This is a genomic window from Flavobacterium saliperosum, from assembly GCF_900100625.1.
In the GTDB taxonomy this organism is placed as follows: Bacteria; Bacteroidota; Bacteroidia; order Flavobacteriales; family Flavobacteriaceae; genus Flavobacterium; species Flavobacterium saliperosum.
This window is the reverse complement of sequence record NZ_FMTY01000010.1, coordinates 1-18,532: the sequence shown is the minus strand read 5'-3', so window position 1 is coordinate 18,532 and position 18,532 is coordinate 1. Positions and strand designations below refer to the sequence as shown.

The window sequence follows — 18,532 nt, the reverse complement described above, 5'->3', positions numbered from 1 at the left end:
ATCTATCACTAATTTTATAAAATATGGAAAACAACGCGAACAACAACGGTAAATGCCCATTTTCCGGCAGCACTCAAATTCAAAGCATAGCTGGTAATGGCCCCAAAAATCGGGACTGGTGGCCCAATCATTTAAAATTGAACATCCTGCGTCAGAATTCGTCCTTATCGGATCCTATGGGGCCAGAGTTTAATTACGCTGCAGCATTCAAAAGTCTGGACATGGATGCTTTAAAAAGTGACTTACATGCACTCATGACCGATTCACAGGATTGGTGGCCGGCTGATTTTGGGCATTATGGCCCTTTTTTCATCCGTATGGCATGGCACAGTGCCGGAACCTATCGTATTGGTGATGGTCGTGGTGGAGCCGGAGCCGGACAACAACGTTTTGCGCCCCTTAACAGTTGGCCGGATAATGCGAATCTTGATAAAGCACGCCGATTACTTTGGCCTATCAAACAAAAATACGGACGTAAAATTTCCTGGGCCGACCTGATGATTCTTGCCGGAAATGTGGCATTGGAATCGATGGGATTCAAAACTTTTGGTTTTGGAGGTGGTCGCGAAGATGTTTGGGAACCGGATGAAAATGTGTACTGGGGTTCTGAAACCAAATGGTTAGACGATAAACGGTACTCGGGAGAACGCGAACTTGAAAATACGTTGGCAGCTGTACAAATGGGGTTAATCTATGTAAATCCGGAAGGGCCAAACGGAAACCCGGATCCGATTGCTGCCGCCAAAGATATTCGTGAAACCTTTGCCCGTATGGCCATGGATGATGAAGAAACCGTTGCGCTTATTGCCGGCGGACACACTTTCGGGAAGACCCATGGCGCCGGAGATACGGCACTGGTCGGACCCGAACCCGAAGCGGCAGACATAGAATTGCAAGGTTTGGGCTGGATAAGCAAATTCGGATCGGGAAAAGGCGCCGATTGTATTACCGGAGGACCGGAAGTTACCTGGACCAGTACCCCAACAAAATGGAGCACTAACTTTTTCTGGAACTTGTTCGGTTACGAATGGGAACTGACCGAAAGTCCTGCGGGAGCAAAACAATGGGTGGCAAAAAATGGTGCCGGCGCTGGTACGATTCCGGATGCGTATAATCCTTCAAAAAAACATGCGCCTACCATGTTAACTACCGACCTTTCACTGCGATTCGATCCTGTTTACGAGAAGATATCCCGACGTTTTTTCGAAAATCCGGATGAGTTTGCCGACGCTTTTGCCCGCGCGTGGTTCAAGCTGACACATCGTGACATGGGGCCCCTTACTCGTTATCTGGGTAATGAAGTCCCTAAAGAAGAACTGATTTGGCAAGACCCGATCCCGGCCGTAAATCATGAATTAATCAATGAAAACGATATCGCCGTTCTGAAAGCGAAAGTCTTGGATTCCGGTCTTTCCGTTTCGCAGTTGGTGGCTACAGCCTGGGGTTCGGCATCGACTTTTCGAGGTTCCGACAAACGTGGTGGTGCTAATGGCGCCCGTATTCGTCTGGCTCCCCAAAAGTATTGGGCCGTGAACAATCAGGGACAATTATCAAAAGTCCTAGATACGCTGGAAGGCATTCAACGAGAATTTAATGGAGCCCAATCTAACGGTAAAAAAGTTTCGCTTGCCGATCTTATCGTATTGGCGGGTTGTGCGGGAGTCGAGAAAGCGGCCAAAGATGCCGGATATACCATAACAGTTCCTTTTACTCCAGGTCGTATGGATGCTTCACAGGAACAAACCGATGTGGAATCCTTCGCAGTCTTGGAACCGATAGCAGACGGTTTTCGTAATTACCTGAAAACAAAATACACGGTACCTACAGAAGCATTGCTGGTCGATAAAGCACAATTGCTAACGCTGACAGCTCCCGAACTGACAGTACTTGTGGGTGGTATGCGTGTTTTGAATACGAATTTCGATAATTCGAAACACGGGGTATTCACCATCCGTCCGGAGACGCTTACCAATGATTTCTTCGTTAATCTGTTAAATATGGGTAATACATGGAAAGCGGTTGACGAGCAAAAGGAATTGTTCGAAGGACATGACCGTGTTACCGGAGAACTGAAATGGACAGGAACCCGCGCAGATCTTATCTTTGGTTCCAATTCAGAACTGAGAGCCCTTGCCGAAGTTTACGCAAGCGCCGATGCTCAGGAAAAATTTGTGAAAGATTTCGTAGCGGCATGGAACAAAGTCATGAATCTTGATCGTTTTGATTTGGCTTGATTTTTTTATTAATTCAAACCAATACTAATGCCGCAGATTAACAGATTAGATTTAAATAGAATTCTTCATGCTGGAGAAATCTGTGAAAATCCTTTAAATCTGCGGCAAAAATAACTCAATCTGTTTTATAAACAGTTGTAAAATTTAATATCCATGCAAATTTCAGAAGTTCATCTGGTAACCAACTCCCTTTCGGAAACCGAATTTTTTTACGAGAAAAAACTGGGTTTGGAAGTTACAGGGAAATCGGATGGACTTCTTTCTTTTCAGATTGGAACTTCAGAATTGTGTTTTCATCTGTCGGATACAATTCCAAAGCCGATATATCATTTTGCTTTCGACATTCCTGAAAACCGATTGTATGAAGCATTGGAGTGGATTCGGAAAAGAGCCGAAGTGATTTCGTTTGAAGCCCATGAAATTATAGATTTCACGAATTGGCATGCAAAATCTTTTTATTTCTACGATACTAACGGAAATGTTCTGGAATGCATTGTACGCTATGATTTGAAAAATACTTCGGATGAACCATTCGATGGTACTTCCTTTCTGAAAGTAAGTGAAATCGGTTTTGTTGTGGATGATGTCCTCGGATTTTGTGATGCCGTCAATCAAAAATATGAAACGGATTATTTTGTAATGCAACCCAAACGCGAAAACTTCGCTGTTTTGGGCGATAACCACGGTTTGTTCATTGTTTCCGGTACTAACAGAAATTGGTTTCCAACAACACAGAATGCACAACCGTTCTCGACGAAAGTGATTTTTCAGCACAACGAAAAACAACATGAGATTATCTTCATTCCGTGAGAGTGTTTAAGTGAAATAACAACCAATTAAATTAATCAATAAATTATGGAAACAACCAATGTAAAAGCATTCGGGACACATGCGGCCGATGCACCTTTAATACAAATGAGTATCGAACGCAGAGACGTTACCGCAAAAGATATTGAAATTGAAATTTTGTATTGCGGGGTTTGTCACTCCGACTTGCATACGGCAAGAAACGATTGGGGCTTCACGGTTTATCCGACTGTTCCCGGTCACGAGATTGTGGGCAAAGTAACCAAAGTAGGCAGCGAAGTGACCAAACTGAAAGTGGGCGATTTTGCCGCCGTAGGGTGTTTGGTGGATTCTTGCCGTACCTGCAGTAGCTGTGCGCAAGATCTGGAACAATACTGTTTAAACGGATGGGTTGGCACTTACAATAGTGAAGACAAACATTTGGGAGGGATGACGTTAGGCGGCTATTCCGAAAAAGTGGTGGTAGAGGAACATTTCGTACTGAAAGTGCCATCTAATCTGGATTTGGCAGCTACAGCACCATTGCTTTGCGCAGGAATTACCACGTGGTCGCCGCTTCGTCACTGGAACGTTGGTAAAGGCAGCAAAGTGGCTGTAATAGGTTTAGGCGGATTGGGGCATATGGCGATTAAACTCGCCAAAGGTTTGGGAGCAGAAGTAACCCTTTTTTCAAGAACACCCAATAAAGAGAAAGATGCTTTGTCATTGGGCGCCGATGCCGTAATTATCTCCACAGACGAAGCTCAGATGAATTCAGTAAGTGGAAAATTTGATGTGATTATAGATACCGTGCCTTATGTTCACGACGTGAATCCTTATATCGGAACTTTAACGATTAGTGGCACCTTGGTTGTGGTGGGGTATTTGGGCGGATTGGCCCCCCTTTTACATACCGTTCCGATGATTATGGGCAGAAGAGCAGTAGCTGGTTCTTTAATTGGCGGAATAGCGGAAACACAGGAAATGCTTGATTTTTGTGGCAAGCACAACATCGTATCGGAAATTGAGGTGATCAAGATGCAGGATATCAACCAAGCCTATGAAAGAATGCTTAAAAGCGATGTTCGTTACCGTTTTGTAATTGATATGGCTTCTTTGAAAAGATAGCCACTAAAAATAGGTAGTGATATAAGGGGTGAACAATTCAAAATTTTGATTGTTTGCCCTTTGTTTGTTTATGGTTTGTAATCTGTAACATTCCGACTCAGATCAAACCGTCAATTCTAGCCGCCAATTCCCGGTCCTTATCAGTAACCACATCTCCGGCAGAGTGCGTCGACAGCCAAATTTCCACTTTATTCCAGGTATTGGTCCACATAGGGTGATGGTCCAGTTGTTGTGCCACTAACGCCACTCTGGTCATAAAGCCGAAAGCTTCTGAAAAATCACTGAAAAGAAAACTTTTGAATAGCTTGCCGTTTGCCTCTTTCCACTCGGATTGATTATGTGATGTCATAGGGTTTTCTTTTAAGTTGTTCGTTAGCTTAAAGATACGCAAAATTTAGCAGTACTTCCTATGTGAAATTTTATAACTCGATTCCGTTTAATTTGTTTTCTTTTTTTACTTTTTTGTAAATTAACAGAAAATAGTTGTCAAAGAAAATAAAATATAAACCAATACTAATACCCATCGCAAATTGTGAATATCTATTTCAGAAATTATGCGTCCAATGCCGTTTAAAATCTAACTTTGCCATCCTTAAAAAAAAAACAGTTATGGGAGCAATTTGGTATGAATGTAAAGTAAAATACAGAAAAACAGATGATAATGGAGTTCAAAAGGTTACCACAGAGCCTTATTTGGTAGATGCTTTATCCTATACGGAAGCCGAAACCAGAATCAATGCAGAAATGGCAGCTTATGTTAGTGAAGAATTTAAAATCACGAATATAAAAGTGGCCAATTATGCCGAAATTCATCCCTTCGAAAATACAGACCGATGGTTCAAATCAAAAGTTTCGTTATTGGCGTATGACGAAGAAAGCGGTAAAGAACGAAAAACGAGTTTTTATCTGCTGGTACAGGCCAACGATGTCAAAGAGGCGTTTGATAACACCGTTTTCGCCATGAAAAATACGATGGGTGAATACACCATACCGGCCATTTCGGAATCCCCTATTATGGATGTTTTTCCGTATTTCAGTGGGGAAGAAGACGGATTGGAACAATTGGAAAAATTCAATGCCCTTAAAGCTTCCAAACCGGAAAAAGAGGAAGAAATAGCGGATCATATGGAATTTGACCCGGAAATTGTTGGGGAAATAGTATAGTTATAAATATAGGCGGGATTTCAAACCCGCCTTTTTTTGTTCAGAAGAATTTAAGTTTTAAATAGTTAATTTTTAATAAATGCGTAAATTGCGTCCTCAAATCTATAGCATACAAAATGGAACCAGTACAACCTTACCAACCCATAAATAAAGTACGAATTGTGACCGCTGCTTCACTTTTTGACGGACACGATGCAGCCATCAATATTATGCGCCGAATCATTCAGGCCACCGGTGTTGAGGTGATTCATTTAGGTCACGACAGAAGTGTGGAAGAAGTGGTGAATACCGCTATTCAGGAAGATGCCAATGCGATTGCGATGACGTCATATCAGGGCGGCCACAACGAATATTTCAAATACATGTATGATTTGCTGAAAGAAAAAGGAGCAGGTCATATCAAAATTTTTGGTGGCGGTGGCGGTGTAATCCTTCCTTCGGAAATCTCCGAATTGCACGAGTACGGTATCGAAAGAATTTATTCTCCGGACGACGGTCGTGAATTGGGATTGCAGGGAATGATTAACGATTTGGTAAAACGTTCCGATTTTCCGGTAGGACAAGTTTTGAACGGAGAACTGGATCATCTCGAAGATAAGAATCCCACAGCAATTGCCCGACTGATATCTTCGGCGGAAAATTTCCCCGAAGTGGCAAAACCTGCTTTGGAAGCGATTTACGAAAAAAATAAAGACAGTAAGACTCCGGTTTTAGGTATTACAGGAACAGGTGGTGCCGGAAAATCCTCTTTAGTGGATGAGTTGGTACGTCGTTTCTTAATCGATTTCCCTGAAAAAACCATCGGATTAATCTCGGTGGATCCGTCCAAACGTAAAACGGGTGGAGCACTTTTAGGAGACCGAATCCGAATGAACGCAATCAACAATCCTAGAGTATACATGCGTTCGTTAGCAACCCGTCAATCAAATCTGGCATTATCGAAATACGTTCAGGAAGCCATTGAAGTGTTGAAAGCTGCTAAATACGATTTAATCGTTCTGGAAACTTCAGGAATTGGTCAGTCGGATACGGAAATCATGGATCACTCCGATGTTTCGTTATACGTAATGACGCCTGAATTCGGGGCAGCAACCCAATTGGAGAAAATCGACATGTTGGATTTCGCCGATTTGGTAGCTTTGAATAAATTCGACAAGCGTGGTGCTTTAGATGCCATCCGCGATGTGAAAAAACAATACCAGCGTAACCATAATTTATGGGACGTTGACCCAGATAAAATGCCGGTTTTCGGAACAATTGCTTCGCAGTTTAACGATCCGGGAATGAATACGCTTTACAAATCCATCATGGATAAAATTGTGGAGAAAACGGGAATCGATTTGCATTCGACGTTCCAGATTACGCGTGAAATGAGTGAGAAAATCTTCGTGATTCCACCGCACAGAACGCGTTATTTGTCTGAAATTGCCGAAAACAACCGTAAGTACGATGAAACCGCGCTTTCTCAGGTAGATGTGGCTCAGAAATTATATGGTATTTTCAAAACAGTGGAAACCGTTTCCGGAAGAATTCCAAAACTTGACAAAGCCGGAATTGTGGAAGATTCATTGAATCATTCACCGGACAAACAAGAGTTCTTATCCTTGCTTACCAAAGAATTCGACCGCGTAAAAATGAATTTGGACCCGTATAACTGGGAAATCATTTTAACATGGGATGAAAAAGTAAACAAATATAAAAATCCGGTGTACTCGTTTAAAGTACGCGATAAGGAAATTAAAATAGCTACACATACAGAATCACTTTCACATAGTCAGATTCCAAAAGTAGCCTTACCGAAATACCAGGCTTGGGGTGATATCCTGAAATGGAATTTACAGGAAAACGTACCGGGAGAATTCCCGTTCGCTTCGGGATTGTATCCGTTCAAACGTGAAGGCGAAGATCCTTCGCGTATGTTTGCCGGTGAAGGAGGTCCGGAAAGAACCAACAAACGTTTCCATTATGTGAGCGCCGGTTTGCCAGCAAAACGTTTGTCGACCGCTTTTGACAGTGTAACGTTATACGGAAATGATCCGCACGTGCGTCCTGATATTTACGGGAAAATCGGTAATGCCGGAGTTTCCATCTGTTGCTTGGACGATGCTAAAAAATTATACTCCGGTTTCGATTTGAGCCACCCGATGACTTCGGTTTCGATGACCATCAACGGTCCGGCTCCGATGTTGTTAGGCTTCTTCATGAATGCGGCTATCGATCAGAACTGTGAGAAATACATCAAAGAAAACGGTTTAGAAAAAGAAGTTGAAGCAAAAATCAACGCTATTTATAAGCAAAAAGGAGTAGAGCGTCCGCATTACCAAGGCGAATTGCCTGCCGGGAATGACGGTTTAGGCTTGATGCTTTTGGGTGTTACCGGAGATGAGGTTTTACCATTGGATGTTTATAACGATATCAAAATAAAAACACTCGCGCAAGTTCGTGGAACGGTTCAGGCGGATATCCTAAAAGAAGATCAGGCACAAAATACCTGTATTTTCTCTACGGAATTTGCCCTTCGTTTGATGGGTGACGTTCAGGAATACTTTATTAAGGAGAATGTTCGTAACTTCTATTCGGTTTCGATTTCGGGCTACCACATTGCGGAAGCGGGAGCGAATCCTATTACGCAGTTGGCATTCACCTTGGCAAACGGTTTCACTTACGTGGAATACTATTTAAGCCGTGGCATGAACATCAACGATTTCGGTCCGAATTTATCGTTCTTCTTCTCGAACGGTATCGATCCGGAATATGCGGTAATCGGTCGTGTGGCACGTAAAATCTGGGCCAAAGCCTTGAAAAACAAATACGGAGCCAACGAAAGAGCACAAATGTTGAAATACCATATTCAAACATCCGGTCGTTCGTTACACGCTCAGGAAATTGACTTTAATGATATTCGTACTACGTTACAGGCGTTGTATGCGATTTATGATAACTGTAATTCATTGCACACCAATGCATATGATGAGGCGATTACAACACCAACCGAAGAATCCGTACGTAGAGCAATGGCCATCCAGTTAATCATCAATAAAGAATTAGGATTAGCTAAAAACGAAAACCCGATTCAAGGATCATTCATTATTGAAGAATTAACCGATTTAGTGGAAGATGCCGTTTTAGCCGAATTCGACAGAATTACCGAAAGAGGTGGTGTATTAGGTGCTATGGAAACGATGTACCAACGTTCGAAAATCCAGGAAGAATCGTTGTATTACGAAACCTTGAAACATACCGGAGAATTCCCGATTATCGGTGTAAATACATTTCTGAGTTCTAAAGGTTCGCCAACGGTTATACCGGCTGAGGTTATCCGTGCCACGGAAGAAGAGAAACAATATCAGATTGTAATGTTAGACCATTTGCACAAAGCGAATGCGGATAAAGTGGAAGAGCAATTGAACATCATTCAGGAGGCGGCCATCAACAATCAGAATATTTTTGAGAAACTGATGGATGCGACCAAAGTATGTTCGTTAGGTCAGATTACTTCCGCTTTGTTTGAGGTAGGAGGACAGTACCGAAGAAATATGTAATTATTGTATTTAAATAAATTGAAAACCTTTCGGAAACGGAAGGTTTTTTTATAAAGTAGCTATGATAGAGCAACATCCCAATTGGTTTCATGATTTTCATCCGATGCACAGTCTGATCTTGGGAAGTTTTCCACCACATCAGAGTAAGCATGCGTTTCCGTTCTATTATCCGAACAAACAAAACCGTTTTTGGAAAGTAGCTTCTCTTATCTCAGAAATGCCTTTAGAAGTTCCGTTAACGGATAAGGAACAGGCGGTGGAGGAACGGAAAAGGATAATGGAGAAACTGAAAGTCGGCATTCATGATGTCGGATTGGAAATCAAACGCAGCAATAACAGTTCGCTGGATTCCAATATTACAATCCTCAAATACCAGGACATACGGAAAATAGTCGCGAATCACCCGGAGTTGAGACAGATTGTACTTTTGGGGTTTTCGGCAAAGAACAGTGCGGCACATGCGTTTATGCGGTATCTGAAAGAGGAAAACATTCCGGCTTCTTTTCCGGCTGACTTTAAAATCAAATCGGAGCAGCAGTTTACGGTTCGTTTTGATGAAAGAATTGTGGATTGTGTGATTCTGAATTCGACGTCTTCGGCCAGCACGGTATCGGTGGAAACGTTGGTAAATCAATTTTCCAATTATTTGAAATAATCCGATTTTTCACCAAAACAATTTTTGGCACGACTATTGGATATAAAATAGTACAAATAAACAGTAAAACATTTTGTCATGAAAAACCTGATTTATAAAACCAAAATAATAAAAGATACACCTATGAAAAAAATTACTTTAGTATTAGCTTTTATCGGGATGATTGGGCTTACAAGTTGCGTTAGAGAAGAAGTGGTTGTACAAGATACGTACGATCAGGATACCATAAGTGAGGTTTGGGAATATACCAATGTCGATTTCTATCCGAACAATTACAGTCTTTTTCTGGACTTTCCTCATACTATTTATTCTTCCGATATGGTTTTGGTGTATCGTTTGGCGGGCGGAAGTTCGGCAGGTGATATCTGGAAATTACTTCCGGAAACTTATTATTTTGATGACGGAACGTTGGATTTTGGATACAATAACGATTTTACGCAATATGATGTCAAGATTAATTTGTACGGTTACGATTTGGCGGGATTGTCAAATGCATATAAATTAGATCAGATTTTCAGAGTGGTGGTTATTCCGGCTGCTTTTGGGAAATCAGCTAACAAAGTAGATGTGAACGATTATCAGGCGGTAATTCAAGCATATGGTATAGATGAATCCAAGATTCAGAAAATAAAAATGTAATGACATATTAGCTATATTGAAAAGCTGTCTTCGGACGGCTTTTTTTATGGTTTTATTTTTTCAGAATAGAAATCAACTGAATTATAAGGGTGTTTATTTATTTTTTAAAGCTGTTTTTAAGATGCACCCCTATTTTTTTAGGGGTAATGTGTTTTGTAATGTAAAAATTTATATTTTTGCTCTATAATTAGAGGGTATAATTTTAAAAACACAACTTTATGGCAACATTTCGTTTCAAGGCTTTAGAAAAAGCAACAGACAGAAAACCGGTAGTGGTAGAAGAATTGGACAGAAAATCAGTGATTTTCGGCAGCAACGTTTTTGGAGATAAGGCTATGCGACAGTTTTTAACTCCTGAAGCGTACAAAGCGGTAAAAAACGCGAATGAATTCGGAACCAAAATCGACAGAAAACTGGCGGAGTACATTGCCATGGGAATGAAAGAATGGGCCTTATCGAAAAACGTAACACATTATACCCACTGGTTCCAACCGTTAACAGGAACAACCGCTGAAAAACACGACGCGTTCTTCGAAACGTCAATGGACGGCAGTGATCCGGTAGAAAAATTCGGAGGAAGTCAATTGGTACAACAAGAGCCGGATGCGTCGTCTTTCCCTAACGGAGGAATCCGTAATACTTTCGAGGCACGTGGGTATACGGCTTGGGATCCGACATCACCCGCATTTATCTTCGGAACCACTTTGTGTATTCCAACTGTTTTCATCTCTTATACCGGAGAAGCATTGGATAACAAAACCCCTTTATTAAGAGCATTACATGCCATCGATACGGCTGCAACTGATGTGGCTAAATATTTTGATAAAAACGTTAAAAAAATCACCCCGACGTTAGGTTGGGAGCAGGAATATTTCTTGGTTGACAGTGCATTAGCCTATTCCCGTCCGGATATTTTAGCGACAGGAAGAACGTTATTAGGACACACGTCTTCTAAAGGACAACAATTGGATGACCATTATTTCGGTTCGATTCCAACACGTGTATTGCAATACATGAGAGATTTGGAAAACGAGTGTATGTTATTGGGTATTCCGGTAAAAACGCGTCACAATGAGGTAGCTCCGAATCAGTTTGAGTTGGCTCCGATTTTCGAAGAAACGAACTTAGCGGTAGACCACAACTCTTTGTTGATGGATGTAATGCAAAAAGTGGCCGAACGTCATGATTTCAAAGTGTTGTTCCATGAAAAACCGTTCAAAGGAGTCAACGGATCGGGTAAACACAACAACTGGTCGTTAGCAACCGATACGGGAATTAACTTGTTAAGTCCGGGTAAAACGCCAATGAGCAACTTACAGTTCCTAACGTTCTTCATCAATACCATCAAAGCGGTACACGATTATGAAGAATTGTTGAGAGCCTCAATTGCTTCGGCAAGTAACGATCACCGTTTGGGAGCGAACGAAGCACCACCGGCCATCATTTCGGTTTTCATCGGACAACAATTGACAAAAGTATTAGCGGAACTGGAAGGGGTTTCCACAGGGAAATTATCTCCGGAAGAAAAAACCGATTTAAAACTAAACGTAGTTGGAAAATTACCGGACGTTTTATTGGATAACACCGACAGAAACAGAACGTCTCCATTCGCTTTCACAGGAAACAAGTTCGAGTTCAGAGCGGTAGGTTCTTCGGCTAACTGTGCGGTTTCCATGACGACTTTAAATACGATTGTGGCAAAACAATTGAAAGATTTTAAAGTTGAGGTGGATGCCTTAATCGAGAAAAAAGACATGAAGAAAGACGATGCGATCTTCAACGTGTTAAGAGAATACATCAAACAAACCAAAGCGATTTTATTTGAAGGCGACGGATATAGCGAAGCTTGGGAAAAAGAAGCGAAAAAACGCGGATTGAGCAATCACAAAACCACACCAAAAGCTTTAAAAGCGAAAGTGTCTGAAAAAGCGGTGGCACTTTTCGGAGAAATGAACGTAATGAACCATGTTGAGGTAGAATCGCGTTACGAAATCGAATTGGAAGAGTACACAAAAAAAATCCAGATTGAAGGACGTGTGTTAGGGGATATTGCCCGCAATCACGTGATTCCGACTGCGATTAAATACCAAAATACGTTAATTGAAAACGTAAGAGGATTAAAAGAAATTTTCGGGAAAGATTTCGAGAAAATTGCCAAAGAGCAAATCGGATTGATCAAAGAAATTTCTGAGCATATCGAAGGCATTAATACGAATGTGGAATTAATGACGGAAGAACGTAAGAAAGCCAACAATCTTACCAGCACTGAAAAAATGGCCGATGCCTACTGTGATAAAGTGAAACCGTATTTTGATATCATCAGAAACCATTGTGATAAACTGGAATTGTTGGTTGACGATGAAGTTTGGACATTAACAAAATACAGAGAATTGTTATTTACAAAATAATCTGTTTGTTTTTATTTTTTAAGACCTCCTTCGGGAGGTTTTTTTATGATTTTAGGGTAGTTAATCTGCTTTTTTAATCGCTTCGTAGAAAAAATGTAATCCTCTGAAAAATAAATCATTAAAGCTTTTTGTGTGAAAAATAATTGTACTAAATTTGAACTATAAATCAACCACAGATTTATTTCCAACAACGTAATCGCAAGATTAGATTTCCCTCAACGTTTTATTTTCCCTGCATTAATGCGAGTTTTTTTATTGTTTATAACTGTATGGGTTCACATTTAAAGTACACGATTTTCTGCAATGAATTTCGTTAACCGAGCAGGAGCAAACATCAATTTTAACCTCGAAGAATTTATTCAACTTGGTAAAGCACATCGTTTGTGTTTTAAAAAATCGATAATTTGTTAGTTGCTCCTGTACTCAGAAACAAACCAAACCCATAGAGAAAAAGTGAGACGGGCACTGTCTGTCTCACTTTTTTAATCCGAAATCAGTACACTTGTTTTTTAATTGTGAAAAGCATTTTCTTTTTTTAAAAAGAGAGTGCTTTTCTTTTTTGTAACTTAGTCAGATACAAATCGCATCATGAAAAAACACCTATTACTTCTTTTACTGATTTCGTTCAGTGCTGTTTCTGCACAGGAAAAATTTACCGTTTATTTCGATTTTGATATTCATCAGACCAATTCCGATTCGAATCAGAAATTAGCCGATTGGATTGCAACAAACAAAGATGTGGAAGTAGCGCGTATTTACGGATTTTGCGATAGCGTGGGTTCGCACGAATATAATGACAAACTTGCGGTGCGCAGGGTGAATTCGGTTCTGAAAACATTGCGGGATAATAAAATCCGTTTGGCGAAACAATTGGAAACCAAAGGTTTTGGAAAACGTTTCGAACAATCCAAAATTCAGGACGAAAACCGGAAAGTGGAAATTTATTTCAAAAAGAAAGAAGAAAAGTTAGCCGATAAAATCGCACAATTGAAAGTAGGCGACAAACTCCGACTCCGAAATCTGAATTTCTACAACCGCTCCGGAATAGTGGTGCCGAAATCACGTCCGGTTTTAGCGGAGTTACTCGAAATCATGCAGCAAAACCCGAAACTCAAAATCGAAATTCAGGGGCATATCTGCTGTCAGGAAAAATTTGATGTCGAGGATATTTCCACCTTGCGTTGTAAAACAGTATACAATTATCTTATTGAAAACGGAATTGCTGTAAATCGACTTTCGTATAAAGGTTTCGGCAGTTCACAGCCTCTTTATAACATACCGGAGCAAAACGAATTCGAACGCGACGAAAACCGAAGAGTCGAAATTCTCATTCTTGAAAATCAATAAAATAGTTTTATTTATCATAATATTTTCGTTTATTCGTTATAGATAAAAAGCATTTTTATGAAACGTTTCCTCCTGTTTTTTGTTCTTGTTTTTCCTTTCTTTGTTTCGGCGCAGGAACAGTTTTCGGTTTATTTCGAAAGCAATAAGCACGAGACGACAAAAAAGCAATCCGAGATTTTAAACAATTGGATTGCTGCCAACAAAGAATCGAAAGTAGTTGCCATTAGCGGATTTACAGACGAAGACGGTACCAATGCCCATAACGATTCGCTTTCCCAACGCCGTGTGAATTTCATTCATAATATCATTCTTAAGAGTAATGTGAAAATACGCGAGGATTTTAAAACACGCAGCTTTGGGGAAACGCACAAACAATCCAAAAATAAAGCCGAAAATCGAAAAGTGGTGATTTATTACATCCTTCCGAAAGATTTGGCCCGTGAGAATGAAATTTTAGGGATTAAACCAATTGCAGTTCCCATTGCAGAAATTGTTCCGATTGAAGAAGAAGACATGCATTTTCCAGTGAATGCGACTTTGGAAGAAAAGGTAGCTTTGGCCAAACCCGGAACCAGAATCGTAATCAAGAACATTTTTTTCTATCAGAATTCTTTCGGAATGATGCCGACTTCCAAACCGGCTATGGATGAATTAATTGATGTGATGACTAAAAATCCAAACATGGTTATCGAAATACAAGGTCATATTTGCTGTATTGATGCAGACAGAAGACATCTTTCTTTAGACAGAGCCAAACAGATACGAAGAGTTTTGGAAGGTAACGGGGTTGCTCAGAAAAGGGTAAAAGTGAAAGGCTTCGGCGTATCCCATCCAAAATATCCAATACCGGAAGCCAATGAAGAACAGGCTTTGGCTAACCGTCGGGTGGAAATTATGATTTTGAGTAAATAGAAAAGGAGAATCAAGAATCAAGAGTCGATTGATATTTGGTATTTCGAATTGAATTTCTTCTTGACTCTTGGCTCTTGTTTCTATTTTCAATTCTCTATTTTTCTCCTTACCTTTGCACCACAACAACACAAACCAATAGAATGAGTTCTGATAACAGTCAACGTTACAACCTGCGCGGAGTTTCGGCTTCCAAAGAAGATGTGCACAACGCCATCAAAAACATCGATAAAGGGTTATTTCCCAAAGCTTTCTGTAAAATTGTTCCCGATTATTTAACCGGTGATGAGGATTATTGTTTAATCATGCACGCCGATGGTGCCGGAACTAAATCGTCTTTGGCCTACATGTATTGGAAAGAAACAGGCGATATTTCGGTTTGGAAAGGAATCGCACAAGATGCGTTGATTATGAATATTGACGATTTGTTGTGTGTGGGCGCTACCGATAATATCATGTTGTCATCCACTATCGGAAGAAACAAAAACCTGATTCCGGGCGAAGTGCTTTCGGCGATTATCAACGGAACCGAAGAACTTATTGCGGAGCTGAAAGATTATGGGGTAACCATCAATTCTACCGGAGGCGAAACAGCCGATGTAGGTGATTTAGTACGAACCATCATAGTTGATTCGACAGTAACGGCCCGTATGAAACGCGAAGATGTGGTGGACAATGCCAATATCGAGGCGGGAGATGTGATTGTAGGACTGGCTTCTTTCGGACAGGCGAATTATGAAAAAGGATACAACGGCGGCATGGGCAGTAACGGATTGACATCGGCACGTCATGATGTGTTTGCCAATTATTTAGCCGAAAGATATCCGGAAAGTTATGATGCTTCGGTACCGAAAGAATTGGTGTATTCCGGAAACGTGAAATTAACCGACAAAGTGGAAGGCTCTCCGATTGATGCCGGAAAATTAGTGCTTTCGCCAACACGAACGTATGCACCGATTATCAAAGCGATTTTGGATAAATATACTGCAGGATTGATTCACGGGATGGTGCATTGTAGTGGTGGTGCGCAAACCAAAATACTTCATTTTGTAGATAATCTGCATATTGTTAAAGACAATTTATTCCCGGTTCCGCCATTATTCAAGCTTATTCAGGAACAATCCAATACCGATTGGAAAGAAATGTATCAGGTGTTTAACTGCGGTCACCGAATGGAGTTGTACATTCCTGCGGATATCGCCGAAGACATCATTGAAATTTCAAAATCATTTGGAGTTGAGGCACAAATCATAGGAAGGGTAGAAGCTTCCGAAAACAAAAAATTAACCATTGCTTCTGAATATGGAGTATTTGAATACTAATAGGAAATCCCTCGGAAGAGGGATTTTTTATTTTTAAAGCATTTTGATTTCAGATTCACGTTTGAGTCTGATGTTTTATAGCTGAGAAACGATTACTTCCATTATAATCCTTTTGGACAAGATTCTGAATAGAGAAGGCTTTTTAAAGTAAAATAAGTATGGAAGAGAGGAAAGAGGTTGTGAAAACTGCAGGAACTTATGATTCCGTCAACAGTGATAATCGCCTCTCTTTTGTACTTACGTGTGTTGGGAACTATAACATTGTATCCTTTGATTTTAACTGAACGGGTTTATTTAAATTTCTTTTTCATGTTCGAGGCTAAGATCATTTTTGGCATAGATATCAGTAAAGATACTTTTGATGTGATGGATTCTTTAGGGAATCATTACCAGTTTTTCAACAAAACAAGTGACTTTTCTAAGTTCTTGAAATTATTGAACAAGCAGTCGCATTGTGTCATGGAAGCCACAGGATATTATCATTACCGATTGGCTTATTTTCTTAAGAATCACAATATTGCAGTTTCTGTGGAAAACCCCTTGTCGATTAAGCGTTTTATCCAAATGAAGTTGAGCAGAATCAAAACCGATAAATCTGATGCCAAAATGATTTGTCTTTATGGTCAGGAGCGCGATTTGAAACTTTGGACCGACTACAGTCATAATCAGTTACAATGTCTCCAATGCATCCGGTTGCTTGACTTCTTCACCAAGCAGTGTACGGCTTTGAAAAATAAAATTCAGGCTGAAGAGACCTTAGGAGTTCCCTGTAAAGTGGTTTTACGGTCACTTAAGCGGTGTCTGAAAAACATTCAGAAAGAGAAACTCAGAGTTGAGACTTCATTATCAGCAATGATTGGGGATGAGTATTTGGGACTAATTAGGAAGCTACAGACTATTCCGGGTATCGGACCAAGAACAGCCTTTATGCTTGTGGTTCAAACGAACGGATTTAAACCATTTGAAACCAGCGGTCAATTGTGTTCCTATTGCGGAATTACACCCGTAATTCGGCAGTCGGGAAGCAGTTTTAAAGGAAGAACACGAATCAGTAAAATGGGTAGTGCAAAACTTCGAAACCTTCTTTTTTTGTGCAGTTTTACAGCTTGTAAATCCAATAAAGCCTGTAAAAATCTTTATGAACGTTTGGTTAATAAAGGTAAAAGCAAAAAATTGGCGCTGATTGCGGTTTGTAACAAATTGTTAAGACAAGCTTTTGCAATTGCCAAATCAGGAATGGTCTACAATGAAGATTATGATGATGGATAAGGTCTTCACTAATTACCTCTTGACCGTAAATGTTATACCAAACTACCGAATCAGTTTTACAAGCGTGAATTCTATTTGAGTGAATTATACTTTGAGAGCTTTTTCTTTAAGAAACAAGGAAGATTTCTATGTGGATTATGGTTTTTGAACATAACATTTTTTTGCTTTAGCTTTTCAATTGCTTTTTTGTCATCAGAAAATTTCATTGCTGTTTTTCAAAGATATTCTTTCCCAAAATAAAATCTGGTTTCAATAGTTTTTTTAATTTATAAATGTTGAGAACGTTATTAAAATCCAAACTCTCCATTTAGTTATTTAATGGCTTCAAAATATCCTTGATAGTGTCGAGTGGGTCAGCAGTGACAAAAAGAAATGACATTTAGGAGTATTTCAGTTCTTTTAAAAGCCAAATCATTGTAGGAAAACAATCGTAAAAATTGGGAAGTTTATAAGAATCAAATCTATGATAATTACTTTATTTAAAGATGTTTTTTGTTAAACCGCTGTTAGCTGTAGTTGATTATGTTATCCATACAAGATTGTTGTCAGTAATTTTCCAAATCCCATTGATTCTTTGGAGAATATAGTAATCACAGCCACCGGAGCCAGTATCAAACCCTGGTGGTTTCATATAATGCGTGACTTCAACATATGCAAAATCTCTATTAACATTAAAGATTGGGATTGATATTGTATTTATATTAAAAGGATTGTCAGGTGTTACATTGATTTTTGATAAATTTTCATCAGAAATTTTAAAGACTCTTTTATCATTATTTTGAAAAACCATGTAATTTTTTAATTCAGTATTGTTTAAATTATTTGGAAACACTTTTGAAAGTTTAATAAATAGGACTTCTTCTTTTGTTGGCCAATAATCTTTTTTAAATATAACATTTAATTTTTTAAGTTCACTGTCTGGTTTTACTCCATTTGGGATAAAATCTTGTTCAATAATAATTTTTGTGATATCAACAATATCCTTTTCTAAAGGAGCAGTAAATTTTTCAGTGGTAGATTTTTCATCTGCACAAGTAACGAATATTAACGATAGAAAAATTAAAATTATTTGTTTCATTTCTTTTAAAGATTTCGTTTTTCTTCAATTACAGCTAACGTCCCGGGGCTT

General features: G+C 39.7%; 14 protein-coding genes. 12 read left to right on the top strand and 2 right to left on the bottom strand.

What is annotated here, in order from left to right; translation table 11 throughout:
• Nucleotides 1-23: 23 nt before the first annotated feature.
• The 3 genes from katG to BLQ05_RS13125 all read left to right on the top strand — a co-directional run bounded on the left by katG (nt 24) and on the right by BLQ05_RS13125 (nt 4,148).
• Nucleotides 24-2,234 (top strand): catalase/peroxidase HPI, encoded by a 2,211-nt coding sequence (gene katG / locus BLQ05_RS13135; protein ID WP_074460144.1) that lies wholly within the window; start codon nt 24-26, stop codon nt 2,232-2,234.
• Nucleotides 2,235-2,387: 153 nt separating this feature from the next.
• Nucleotides 2,388-3,044 carry a VOC family protein gene (locus BLQ05_RS13130; RefSeq protein ID WP_023577586.1) on the top strand — a complete coding sequence of 219 codons (657 nt, stop codon included), beginning with the start codon at nt 2,388-2,390 and terminating at the stop codon, nt 3,042-3,044.
• A gap of 45 nt (nt 3,045-3,089) precedes the next feature.
• Nucleotides 3,090-4,148, top strand: coding sequence for an NAD(P)-dependent alcohol dehydrogenase (locus BLQ05_RS13125; protein WP_023577587.1), 1,059 nt, complete (start codon nt 3,090-3,092; stop codon nt 4,146-4,148).
• Nucleotides 4,149-4,245: 97 nt separating this feature from the next.
• Here BLQ05_RS13125 and BLQ05_RS13120 read toward each other — a convergent pair whose 3' ends face one another.
• Entirely contained in the window at nt 4,246-4,497 is a 252-nt protein-coding gene (locus BLQ05_RS13120; RefSeq protein WP_023577588.1) for a 4a-hydroxytetrahydrobiopterin dehydratase, read from the bottom strand.
• A 260-nt stretch (nt 4,498-4,757) separates the two neighbouring features.
• Here BLQ05_RS13120 and BLQ05_RS13115 point away from each other — a divergent pair, with 260 nt between their 5' ends.
• From BLQ05_RS13115 to BLQ05_RS13075, 9 genes are all read left to right on the top strand, one after another.
• Nucleotides 4,758-5,312: a DUF4494 domain-containing protein gene (locus BLQ05_RS13115; RefSeq protein ID WP_023577589.1), complete on the top strand. Its 555-nt coding sequence runs from the start codon at nt 4,758-4,760 to the stop codon at nt 5,310-5,312.
• Between the two features lie 116 nt (nt 5,313-5,428).
• Nucleotides 5,429-8,854: a methylmalonyl-CoA mutase family protein gene (locus tag BLQ05_RS13110; RefSeq protein WP_023577590.1), complete on the top strand. Its 3,426-nt coding sequence runs from the start codon at nt 5,429-5,431 to the stop codon at nt 8,852-8,854.
• Between the two features lie 61 nt (nt 8,855-8,915).
• Nucleotides 8,916-9,509 (top strand): uracil-DNA glycosylase family protein, encoded by a 594-nt coding sequence (locus BLQ05_RS13105; RefSeq protein ID WP_023577591.1) that lies wholly within the window; start codon nt 8,916-8,918, stop codon nt 9,507-9,509.
• Nucleotides 9,510-9,632: 123 nt separating this feature from the next.
• Nucleotides 9,633-10,148 (top strand): hypothetical protein, encoded by a 516-nt coding sequence (locus BLQ05_RS13100; RefSeq protein ID WP_035655044.1) that lies wholly within the window; start codon nt 9,633-9,635, stop codon nt 10,146-10,148.
• Between the two features lie 218 nt (nt 10,149-10,366).
• The gene (locus BLQ05_RS13095; RefSeq protein ID WP_023577593.1) at nt 10,367-12,556 is read left to right on the top strand and encodes a glutamine synthetase III family protein; all 2,190 of its coding nucleotides are present in this window, start codon (nt 10,367-10,369) and stop codon (nt 12,554-12,556) included.
• A gap of 588 nt (nt 12,557-13,144) precedes the next feature.
• Nucleotides 13,145-13,903 carry an OmpA family protein gene (locus BLQ05_RS13090; RefSeq protein ID WP_023577595.1) on the top strand — a complete coding sequence of 253 codons (759 nt, stop codon included), beginning with the start codon at nt 13,145-13,147 and terminating at the stop codon, nt 13,901-13,903.
• 57 nt (nt 13,904-13,960) lie between these two features.
• Complete coding sequence (locus BLQ05_RS13085; protein ID WP_023577596.1) at nt 13,961-14,815, top strand: OmpA family protein; 855 nt, start codon at nt 13,961-13,963, stop codon at nt 14,813-14,815.
• Between the two features lie 140 nt (nt 14,816-14,955).
• Nucleotides 14,956-16,134 (top strand): AIR synthase related protein, encoded by a 1,179-nt coding sequence (locus BLQ05_RS13080; RefSeq protein WP_023577597.1) that lies wholly within the window; start codon nt 14,956-14,958, stop codon nt 16,132-16,134.
• A gap of 309 nt (nt 16,135-16,443) precedes the next feature.
• Nucleotides 16,444-17,403, top strand: a complete 960-nt coding sequence (locus BLQ05_RS13075) for an IS110 family RNA-guided transposase (protein ID WP_023577598.1) — start codon at nt 16,444-16,446, stop codon at nt 17,401-17,403.
• A 520-nt stretch (nt 17,404-17,923) separates the two neighbouring features.
• Here the strand turns inward: BLQ05_RS13075 and BLQ05_RS13070 are convergent.
• Nucleotides 17,924-18,481 (bottom strand): hypothetical protein, encoded by a 558-nt coding sequence (locus BLQ05_RS13070; protein ID WP_023577599.1) that lies wholly within the window; start codon nt 18,479-18,481, stop codon nt 17,924-17,926.
• Nucleotides 18,482-18,532 lie beyond the last annotated feature (51 nt).